Origin of the sequence: Phenylobacterium sp. (assembly GCF_030654915.1) — a bacterium.
In the GTDB taxonomy this organism is placed as follows: Bacteria; Pseudomonadota; Alphaproteobacteria; order Caulobacterales; family Caulobacteraceae; genus Phenylobacterium.
Window position 1 is genome coordinate 1 of the sequence record NZ_JAURWM010000120.1, and the last position, 9,741, is coordinate 9,741.

The window sequence follows — 9,741 nt, forward strand, 5'->3', positions numbered from 1 at the left end:
TGACCCCGGCCGAGCGCGGCATGGCCGGCGCCGTGGCCCGCGCCAAGGAGATCGTCGAGGCGACGCCGGGCGCGGTCATGCCCCAGCAGTTCGACAACGAAGCCAATCCGCTGATCCACCGGGTCTCGACCGCCGAGGAAATCTGGAACGACACCGACGGCCGGGTCGATGCGGTGGTCTCCGGTGTCGGCACCGGCGGCACCATCACCGGCATCGGCCAGGTGCTGAAGGCCCGCAAGCCTTCGGTGAAGATGGTCGCAGTGGAGCCGGAATCCTCGCCCGTGCTGTCGGGCGGCCAGCCGGCCCCGCACAAGATCCAAGGGATAGGCGCGGGCTTCGTGCCTTCGATCCTGGACCGTGGGATCATGGATGAGATCATCCAGGTCTCCAACGACGACAGCTTCGCCATGGCGCGGCGTATCGCCAAGGAAGAGGGGATTCCGGTCGGCATCTCGTCGGGCGCGGCCCTGACCGCGGCTTTCGATCTCGCCTCGCGCGACGAATACGCAGGCAAGCTGATCGTCGCGATCATCCCCAGCTTCGCCGAACGCTATCTCTCGACGGCGCTGTTCGACGGACTCTAGGCCCGTTCCAGCCGAATGAAGATCGCGGTGGTGGGATGCGGCGTCGCCGGCATGGCGGCGTCGTTGGCCCTGGCGCGCCGTGGCCATCAGGTCGTCCTGCTCGAAGCCTTTACTGAGCCGCGCCCCTTGGGGTCTGGGCTGCTGCTCCAGCCCTCGGGCCTGGCGGCGCTCAGGGCGCTCGGCCTCGCCGATCCGGTGATCGCCCGCGGCGCGCGCGTCGATCTCCTCGACGGCCGCGACCTCGGCGGGCGGCCGATCATGGCCATGCGCTACGCCGATTGGCGTCCTGACGCCTTCGGGGTCGGCGTCCATCGCGCCACCCTGTTTGGCGTACTGCACGAGGCCTTGGCTCCGGCCGGAGTCGAACTTCGCACCGGGGTCGAGATCGTCGGCTGGGAGAGCCCTGACGCTCCCCGCCGGATTGACGCGGCCGGCGGCTCGCATGGCCCATTCGATCTGGTGGTGATCGCCGACGGCGCCGGCTCCAAGCTGCGCGGCCTGGTGCGGCCAAGGGCGCGGGCGCCGGTCTATCCCTGGGGCGCGGTCTGGGCGAATGCGCGCGATCCGCAAGGGGTCTTCGCCGGCGCGCTCACCCAGCGCTATGATCGGGCCAGCACCATGATGGGCGTGCTGCCGATCGGCCGTGGCCCGACCGGTGACGTCGATCTGGTGAGCTTCTTCTGGTCCTTGCCGGTGGCGCGGATGGACGAATTCATGACCGGTGATCTGGCGGCGTGGCGGGCGAGGGCCCAGGCGATGTGGCCACAGGCCGCGCCGATCCTGGCGCAATTCGAGAGCCCTGAGGTCTTCTCGCGGGCGACGTATCGCGATGTGCGCCCCGGCGGCTGGTCGAACGGCCGATTCCTGCTGATCGGCGACGCGGCCCATGGAACCAGTCCGCAGCTCGGTCAGGGCGCCAACCTTGGCTTAATCGATGCGGTGGAGTTGGCCGAACGCTTGACGCCGCAGGTCGCCAAGTCCGTGCGCGGCTATCAGCTTGCGCGGCGACGGCATGCGGGCCTCTACCAGTTCATCTCGCGCTGGCTGACGCCGCTGTTCCAGTCGGACGGCTGGCTGGGTCCCTTCGTGCGTGACTGGATCTTCACGCCGGGTTCGAAGGCGCCGGGGGCGCGGCAGGTCGCGGCCTTGGTGCTGACCGGGACCCTTCGCCTGGGGCGGACACCTAAGGTCCTGCGGCCATGACCGACGTCTTCACTCCGGAGAAACGCTCGGCGGTGATGGCCAAGGTCAAGGGGCGGGGCACCAAGCCGGAGTTGCAGGTGCGCAAGGCCTTGACCGTGCTCGGCGTCCGCTACCGCCTAAACCGCAAGGACCTGCCGGGCTCCCCCGATGTGGTGATGGCCGGGCGGCGGCTGGCGATCTTCGTCCACGGCTGTTTCTGGCACGGTCATGACTGCGCCCGGGGAAGCCGGGTGCCCAAGGCCAATCGGGACTACTTGCTGGCCAAGGTGGCGCGCAACAAGGCCCGCGACGCCGCCGCCGAGGCCGCGCTCATGGCGCTGGGCTGGCGGGTGGAGACGATCTGGGAATGTGACCTGAAGGACGCCGAGGCGCTGCGGGTGAGGCTGGAGGCCATGCTGCAGAGACCCTACCCCTCACCCGACCTCTCCCCAGCGGGGAGAGGAGAAGAGATGGTCCCTCTCCCTCGGGAGAGGTTAGGTGAGGGGGCGGCGCGTTAGCGTCGCTCAAACGATGCTCACCTCGGTCTTCACCGAATTGGCGATGAAGCACTCTTCGTGCGCCTCATGGTGCAGCTTGGCCAAGGCCTGGGCGTCCGGCGCCTCGCCGTCCCACTCGATCTGCGGCTTCAAGGTCACCCGCGTCACCGCCGCGCGACCGGGCGCGATCTCCTCCATCACGCCGGAGGCATGGTCGCGATAGGAGGTCACGATGAAGCCGGCCAGCCGCGCCTTGTGCAGGAAAGTCAGCATGTGGCAGTTGGACAGCGCCGCCACCAACATTTCCTCGGGATCGACCGCCTCCTCGACCGCCCACTTGCCCACGACGTGCGGTGAGGCCGAGGCCGGGATGACCAGACCGCCATCGAAGCTGATCACATGGCCACGGCTGTAGCGGCCCTTGGCGAAGTCCTCGCCGTCCCGCAGGTTCCAGGCGACGTCGGCGGTGTAGCTGGCCATCAGAAGGCCTCCGCCGGCAGGGCCATCATCAGCTCCGAACCGCTCTTCAGCTTGGCCAGGTGGCCGCTGGTCTCGGGCAGGATGCGCTGCACATAGTAACGGCCGATCACCAGCTTGTTCGAATAGAAGGGATCGGTGTCTCCGGCCGCCACCTTGGCTTGGGCGGTCTTGGCGATCTGGGCCCACATATAGGCTAGGGCGGTCAGGCCAAAGAGGTGCATGTAGTCGGTGGAGGCGGCCCCGGCGTTGTCGGGGTTCATCAGGCCGTGCTGCATCAACCACATGGTGGCGTCCTGCAATTCGGCCTTGGCCTTGGAGAGGCCTTCGGTGAACGGCGTGAGGGCTTGGTCGCCCTGATTGGCCTCCACGAAGGCGTCGATCTCGGTGAAGAAGCTCATCACCGCCCGGCCGCCGTCGGCCGCCAGCTTGCGGCCCACCAGGTCCAGGGCCTGGACGCCGTTGGTGCCCTCATAGATTAGGGCGATGCGGACATCGCGCATGTACTGGCTGACCGGGAAGTGCTCGGTGAAGCCCGAGCCGCCATGCACCTGCACTGCGTCCGAGCAGACCTTCAGGCCTCGATCAGTCAGGAAGCCTTTCACCACCGGGGTCATCAACGCCATGTAGTCGCCGGCCTTCTGGCGGACGGCCTCGTCGGGGTGCGCATGGGCAAGGTCGCCCTGGAGCGCAGTCCAGAACAGGAAGGCCCGGCCGCCCTCGATGACCGCGCGCGAGTCCATCAGCATCCGGCGCACGTCCGGGTGGACGATGATCGGATCGGCGGGGCCGCTTGGGTTCTTCGGACCGGTCAGTGAGCGGCCTTGCAGGCGTTCCTTGGCGAAGGTGGCCGCGGCCTGATAGGCGGCCTCGGCCTGGGCGATCCCTTGCAGTCCCACCCCGATGCGGGCCTCGTTCATCATCACGAACATCAGCGACAGGCCGCGGTTCTCCTCGCCGACCAGCCAGCCCACCGACTCCTCGTGACGGATCACGCAGGTGGCGTTGCCATGGATGCCCATCTTCTCTTCGAGGCCGTCGCAATAGACGCTGTTGCGCTCGCCGGGCTTTCCGTCCGCATCCGGAATGAATTTGGGCACGATGAACAGGCTGATGCCACGGGTCCCGGCCGGCGCCCCCTCGATCCGGGCCAGCACCAGGTGGACGATGTTCTCGGCCATGTCGTGCTCGCCGCCGGAAATCCAGATTTTTCCGCCGGAGATCTTGTAGCTGCCGTCAGCCTGCGGAACCGCCTTGGTGCGCAGCAGGCCTAGGTCCGTGCCGCAATGCGGCTCGGTCAGGTTCATGGTCCCGCCCCATTGGCCCGACGCCAGCTTTGGCAGGTAGAGGTTCTTCTGGTCGTCTGATCCGCCGTTCAGGATCGCCGAATAGGCCCCATGGGTCAGGCCGGGATACATGGAGAACGCCATGTTGGCCGAGGAAGACATCTCCGAGAACGACAGGTTGACCACGTGGGGCAGACCCTGGCCGCCATAGGCCGGTTCGGCCCCCAGCGCCGGCCAGCCGCCCTCGACCAGCTTGGCGTAGGCGTCCTTGAAGCCGGCCGGAGTTTTGACCGTGTGGTCGGGGCTCCAGGTGCAGCCTTCCTTGTCGCCGACCGCGTTTAGCGGAGCGAGGACCTCGCCGGTGAAGCGCCCAGCCTCCTCGATGATCTGCTCGACCACGTCCATCGAGGCTTCGGCGAAGCCCGGAAGATTGGCGTAGTTCTCGATCTCCAACACGTCGCGCAGGAGGAAGACGTGGTCCCGTACGGGGGGCTGATAGGGCATGCTCGCTCCGGTATGACGGCGAAAGGGTCTCCGACCCGGTCGAAAACCCTCTGCAAACTAGCTTGAACGCGGGGCCTAGGCGAAGCCCGCGGACCCTCTATTTCACGTGTTCGAGATCGCCCAGCCGCGCGCGCAGCACCTGGTCGTAGTCGGCGGCGCGAGGCAGCAGGTCGGGCCGGGTCGCGGCCAGGTGTTGCTCCAGCGCGTCGCAGCCCCGGCGCAGCTCCTCAATGGCGTGGTCGATGTCGGAACGCTGCGATTCCAGCGCCACGATCCGTTCACGGAATTTGAGCAACGACTTGGCGTTCTGAGCCGCCCCGCCGTCGTTCAGTTCATACAGATCGAGGATCTCGCCGATCTCGGCGAGGGCCAATCCCACGCGCTTGCCTCGCAGGATGAGCTGCAGTCGGGCGCGGTCCTTATAGGAGTAGACCCGGTTCAGCCCATCGCGGGCAGGGAACAGCAGGCCCTTGTCCTCGTAAAATCGCAGCGCACGCGGCGTGCATTTGAACTCGAGGCAGAGCTGCCGGATGCTGAAAGTGCGGTTGGGCCGGCGAAGGTCAACGGGCATGGGGCGTCCTCCCTGGACGCTATGTTTCTATTCCTGACACCGTAAAACGATGCTTCCGTTTACGTCAAGGTGATCGCCGTTCAGTCAACCGTAATGCGATCTCTGGACCGATCCTGGCGACCGCCGCTAGCTTGGGTGGTCGAAAGGGGCGTTTTCATGGTTCGAGGTCTTTTGCGGTCAGCCGCGTCGGCGGCGGTGATCGCCGCCTGTCTGTTGGCGCCCGCGCCCGTCCTCGCCGCGGCGAAGACGTCTTCGGCATTGGTCGGCGTGGCGCGACAGGACGGCTTGCTACCTGTCCATGTAGACAAGGCTCAGGGCCGTATCCTGCTGTCGCTGCCCGCGCCGGACGCCGACGGCGTCAGCGGCCGCTATCTCTATCTCACCGCCCTGAAGACCGGCCTCGGCTCGGCGCCGGTCGGGCTCGACCGGGCGCGGCTGGGTGACACTCAGGTGCTGGCCTTCCGCCGGATCGGCAAGAAGGTGGTGGCTGAGTTCGAGAACCACAAATTTCGCGCCGTCGGCGCTCCGGCCGACGAGCAGGCGGCGGCGCGCGAGGCATTTTCGATATCCACCGTCTGGGCCGGCGACATCGTCGAGACCACGGCGGACGGCCGGCTGGTGGTGGACATCGCCAGCTTCCTGACCCGCGACGTCCTCGGTGTCGCCGACGCCTTGAAGCAGGCGGGCGAGGCCGGCTACAAGCTCGTGCCCGATCTCAGCATGGCCGATCCGTCGGCGGTAAAGGTGTTCCCGGAAAACCTGGAGTTCGAGGCCCGTCAGACTTTCGCGTCCGACACGCCTGGACCGGAGGTGCGCAATATCGCGCCCGATCCCAAGCTGATCACCCTGCAAGTTCGTCACTCGTTGGTGAAGCTGCCGGCGCCCGGCTACGAGCCGCGTGTCTTTGATCCCCGCAGCGGCGGCTTCTCGACCATGGTGCTGGACTATGGCGCGCCGCTTGGCGAGGAGATCGTCTACCGCCTGGCCAATCGGTTCCGGCTGGAAAAGACCCATCCCGGCGCGGCGAAATCGCCGGTGAAGAAGCCGATCATCTTCTATGTGGACCGCGCCGCGCCCGAGCCTGTCCGCACGGCGCTGGTGGAGGGCGCGGCCTGGTGGGCCCAGGCCTTCGACGCCGCCGGCTTCCAGGACGCCTATCAGGTCAAGGTGCTGCCCGAGGGCGTTGATCCGCTCGACGTCCGCTACAACGTGATCAACTGGGTCGACCGCGCCACCCGCGGCTGGTCCTACGGCCAGGCGGTCACCGATCCGCGCACCGGCGAGATCATCAAGGGATCAGTGCTGCTCGGCGCCCTGCGGGTGCGCCAGGACATGCTGATTTTCGAGGGCCTGGTGGGCGCGCATCGCAATGGGACCGGCGGTCCGAACGACCCGATCCAGGTCTCGCTCGCCCGTCTGCGCCAGCTGTCGGCCCACGAGGTCGGCCACTCGATCGGCTTCGCGCACAATTTCGCGGCCTCGACCCTGGACCGCGCCTCGGTGATGGACTACCCCGCCCCACGCGTGACGCTGAAGCAGGGCCGGATCGACCTGTCGGACGCCTATGGGGTTGGCATCGGTCCCTGGGACCAGTTCACCGTCGATTGGCTGTATGGCGATGGCGGCGAGGCGCTGCTGGCCAAGACCACGGCGATGGTCGGTCGGGGCGAGCGCTATGTCAGCGACTCCGACGCCCGCCCGCTCGGCGCGGCCCAGCCGTGGGGCAGCCTCTGGGACGATGGGGCTGACCCGGCCGCCGAACTCGACCGGATGATGGGCGTGCGCCGCGCGGCGCTGGAGAGCTTTGGCCTCGGCGCGCTGAAGCCCGGCGAGCCGGTGGCGAACCTGAAGCGCAAATATGTGCCGATCTATTTGCTGCACCGCTATCAGCTCGAGGCGGCGGCGAAGCTTATCGGGGGGGTGGACTACGCCTATTCGGTGATCGGCGATGGTCGCGAGGTCTCGCGGGCGGTCCCGGCCGATCGTCAACGCCAGGCCCTCACCTCGTTGCTAGCGACCCTGACGCCGCAGGAGTTGGATACCTCCGAGACCCTGACCGGCATGTTGTCGTCGGCGCAGTCGGGCGAGCCGGATCGGCAGTACGTGATCGAGGTGTTCGCCACGGCTGGCGGACCCGTCTTCGACCCGTTGGTGGCGGCCGATGTGGCGGCGGGCATGACCCTTGATCACCTGTTGGCCCCCGATCGGTTGACTCGCCTCATCGACCAGAGCCGCCGTGATCCGGGCCAACTCGGGGCCGGCGAGGTGCTGGACCGGCTGATTGACAAGGTGTTTGCGCCAGCGTCTGGACGGTGGGGGGAGGTCGCTCGCCGCGTGCAGACGCGGCTGGTGTTCGACCTGGCCCTGGCGGAGCGCGATCCCAAGCTGTCGCCCGCCGCTGCCTCGGAGATCGCCGCGCGTCTACGCAGCCTGCCCGTGCGGCTCAAGGGCGGCGCCGATGTCGCCGACCGGGCCCATCGTCAGCGGCTTGTCGCCCTGCTGGCCGACCGGGACACCCTGGCCGTGCTCGCCGCGCCGAAGCTGAAGCCGGAAACCCCGCCCGGCATGCCGATCGGGGACGACGACTACGGGGTGCTCACTCCCTAGGTTTGGCTCATCGCCGGGCCATGACCTCGCGCCGTAACGCCGCCAGGGCCTCGGGGACGTCGTGGCGGAGGATCATGCGCGCGATGGGGGGCGGGATGGCGAAGGGGGTCGAGGCGCGGCTCTCGTAGAGGACCCGCGTCTGCGTCCCGCCGGCCAGGGGGATCAGTCGCCACTCGCCCTCCAGCACCTTCACCTCGCCGCCGGTACGCCGAAACTGGATGCGGCGGGGCGGGTCGTAGTCGGAGCGGAAGACGCTGCGCACCGAGGGCAGCGGGCCGGCGCGGCTAATGTGTTCGCGGATGTCCCAGCGGCCTTGCGGGTCGCGTTCCAGGATCCTGCAACTTTTCAGTCGCGCCACCATGCGCGGGGCGACGCCGCAGTCGATCAGAACATCCCAGACCTGCTCGGGCGTCGCCTGGATATCGACTGACCCCCGGATCAGGCCCGAGGCGCCGCCAGGATCAGAGGTGATCTCGACCTGGATTCCGCCGGCCGTCGGCGCAGCCCACGCGGGGCCAGGCGCCAGGATCAGGACCGCGAGAAGGATCGTCAGTCGCATTAAGCAGCCTCATGGCGGAGCTTCCTCCGCCATGGGCTAACGCATCAGGCGCCGTGGCGGTTCTTCACCAGGTCGTCGACCACCGACGGATCGGCGAGGGTCGAGGTGTCGCCGAGGTTCGAAATGTCGTTCTCGGCGATCTTGCGCAGGATGCGGCGCATGATCTTGCCCGAGCGGGTCTTGGGCAGGCCAGGCGCGAACTGCAGCACGTCGGGCGCCGCGAAGGGTCCGATCTCCCGGCGAACCCAGCCCTTCAGCTCGGCCATCAGGATGTCGGTTGGGACGACGTCGGCCTTGAGGGTCACGAAGCCGTAAACGCCCTGGCCCTTGATATCGTGCGGGAAACCGACGACGGCGGCTTCGGCGACGTTCTCGTTGCTGACCAGCGCGCTCTCGATCTCGGCGGTGCCCAGGCGGTGGCCCGAGACGTTGATCACGTCATCGACGCGGCCGGTGATCCAGTAGTAGCCGTCCTCGTCGCGGCGGCAGCCGTCGCCGGTGAAGTACTTGCCGGGATAGGTCGAGAAGTAGGTGTCGAAGAAGCGCTGATGGTCGCCATAGACCGTGCGCATTTGGCCAGGCCAGCTATCGGTGATGCAGAGGTTGCCGGAGGCCGCGCCGCTGAGCACCGCGCCCTCGGCCTCGACCAGCTGGAACTTCACGCCGGGCAACGGCATGGCGCAGGAGCCGGGCTTGGCGGCATGAGCGCCAGGCAAGGGGCTGGCCAGACAAGCGCCGGTCTCGGTCTGCCAATAGGTGTCGACGATCGGGCAACGGCCCTCGCCGACCACGCGGTGGTACCAGAGCCAGGCTTCCGGATTGATCGGCTCGCCCACGGTGCCCAGCAGGCGCAGCGAGGTGCGCTTGGTCTTCTTCACCGGTTCGTCGCCGTCGCGCATCAGGGCGCGGATCGCGGTGGGGGCGGTGTAGAAGATCTCGACCTTGTGCTTGTCGATCACCTCCCAGAACCGGGAATTTGTCGGATAGTTCGGCACGCCCTCGAACATCACGGTTGTCGCCGCATTGGCTAGCGGGCCGTAGACCACATAGCTGTGGCCGGTCACCCAGCCCTCATCTGCCGTGCACCAGAACACCTCGCCGGGGCGATAGTCGAACACCAGCTCGTGGGTGTGGGCGGTCCAGGCCAGGTAGCCGCCGGTGGTGTGCAGCACGCCCTTGGGTTTGCCGGTCGAGCCGGAGGTGTAGAGGATGAACAGCGGGTCCTCGGCGTTCATCGGCTCCGGATCGCAGGTGTCGGCCACGTCCTTCTTCAGATCGCCGAAGAAGGCGTCGCGGCCTTCCGTCATCGGCACGTCGGCGCGGGTGCGGCGGATCACGATCACGTCGGTCACGCCTGGACAGGCCGTCAGGGCCTCATCGACATTGCGCTTCAGCGGCACGATCTTGCCGCCGCGCAGGCCCTCGTCGGCGGTGATGACGATCTTGGAGTCGCAGTCCTGGATGCGGCCGGCGA

General features: G+C 67.6%; 9 protein-coding genes. 4 read left to right on the plus strand and 5 right to left on the minus strand.

Features of this window, described 5'->3' with window-relative positions; genetic code table 11:
* The 3 genes from Q7T84_RS06225 to Q7T84_RS06235 all read left to right on the plus strand — a co-directional run.
* Window positions 1-584 (plus strand): pyridoxal-phosphate dependent enzyme (locus tag Q7T84_RS06225; protein ID WP_304806885.1); only part of this gene is annotated, 584 nt, incomplete at its 5' end.
* Window positions 585-599: 15 nt separating this feature from the next.
* On the plus strand, window positions 600-1,787 hold the full coding sequence (locus tag Q7T84_RS06230; protein WP_304806886.1) for an NAD(P)/FAD-dependent oxidoreductase: 1,188 nt from the start codon (window positions 600-602) through the stop codon (window positions 1,785-1,787).
* Window positions 1,784-2,284 (plus strand): very short patch repair endonuclease, encoded by a 501-nt coding sequence (locus Q7T84_RS06235; protein ID WP_304806887.1) that lies wholly within the window; start codon window positions 1,784-1,786, stop codon window positions 2,282-2,284. The genes Q7T84_RS06230 and Q7T84_RS06235 overlap by 4 nt, the downstream gene beginning before the upstream one ends.
* Before the next feature lie 6 nt (window positions 2,285-2,290).
* On the opposite strand, the gene Q7T84_RS06240 is transcribed toward Q7T84_RS06235, so the two are convergent.
* From Q7T84_RS06240 to Q7T84_RS06250, 3 genes are all read right to left on the minus strand, one after another.
* Complete coding sequence (locus Q7T84_RS06240) at window positions 2,291-2,743, minus strand: OsmC family protein (RefSeq protein ID WP_304806888.1); 453 nt, start codon at window positions 2,741-2,743, stop codon at window positions 2,291-2,293.
* Entirely contained in the window at window positions 2,743-4,530 is a 1,788-nt protein-coding gene (locus Q7T84_RS06245; protein WP_304806889.1) for an acyl-CoA dehydrogenase C-terminal domain-containing protein, read from the minus strand. Before Q7T84_RS06245 ends, Q7T84_RS06240 begins: the two co-directional genes overlap by 1 nt.
* A gap of 97 nt (window positions 4,531-4,627) precedes the next feature.
* Window positions 4,628-5,101 (minus strand): MerR family DNA-binding transcriptional regulator, encoded by a 474-nt coding sequence (locus Q7T84_RS06250; RefSeq protein ID WP_304806890.1) that lies wholly within the window; start codon window positions 5,099-5,101, stop codon window positions 4,628-4,630.
* A 156-nt stretch (window positions 5,102-5,257) separates the two neighbouring features.
* Here Q7T84_RS06250 and Q7T84_RS06255 point away from each other — a divergent pair, with 156 nt between their 5' ends.
* Entirely contained in the window at window positions 5,258-7,708 is a 2,451-nt protein-coding gene (locus Q7T84_RS06255) for a zinc-dependent metalloprotease (RefSeq protein WP_304806891.1), read from the plus strand.
* Window positions 7,709-7,715: 7 nt separating this feature from the next.
* On the opposite strand, the gene Q7T84_RS06260 is transcribed toward Q7T84_RS06255, so the two are convergent.
* On the minus strand, window positions 7,716-8,267 hold the full coding sequence (locus Q7T84_RS06260; RefSeq protein WP_304806892.1) for an SRPBCC family protein: 552 nt from the start codon (window positions 8,265-8,267) through the stop codon (window positions 7,716-7,718).
* 44 nt (window positions 8,268-8,311) lie between these two features.
* Window positions 8,312-9,741: acetate--CoA ligase (gene acs / locus Q7T84_RS06265; RefSeq protein WP_304806893.1), on the minus strand; the 1,430-nt coding region annotated here is incomplete at its 5' end.

Bases quoted from the DNA above. Each gene is read 5' to 3' on its own strand.
- Q7T84_RS06230 (WP_304806886.1), top strand. From the start codon at position 600: ATGAAGATCGCGGTGGTGGGATGCGGCGTCGCCGGCATGGCGGCGTCG.
- Q7T84_RS06235 (WP_304806887.1), top strand. From the start codon at position 1,784: ATGACCGACGTCTTCACTCCGGAGAAACGCTCGGCGGTGATGGCCAAG.
- Q7T84_RS06240 (WP_304806888.1), bottom strand. From the start codon at position 2,743: ATGGCCAGCTACACCGCCGACGTCGCCTGGAACCTGCGGGACGGCGAG.
- Q7T84_RS06245 (WP_304806889.1), bottom strand. From the start codon at position 4,530: ATGCCCTATCAGCCCCCCGTACGGGACCACGTCTTCCTCCTGCGCGAC.
- Q7T84_RS06250 (WP_304806890.1), bottom strand. From the start codon at position 5,101: ATGCCCGTTGACCTTCGCCGGCCCAACCGCACTTTCAGCATCCGGCAG.
- Q7T84_RS06255 (WP_304806891.1), top strand. From the start codon at position 5,258: ATGGTTCGAGGTCTTTTGCGGTCAGCCGCGTCGGCGGCGGTGATCGCC.
- Q7T84_RS06260 (WP_304806892.1), bottom strand. From the start codon at position 8,267: ATGCGACTGACGATCCTTCTCGCGGTCCTGATCCTGGCGCCTGGCCCC.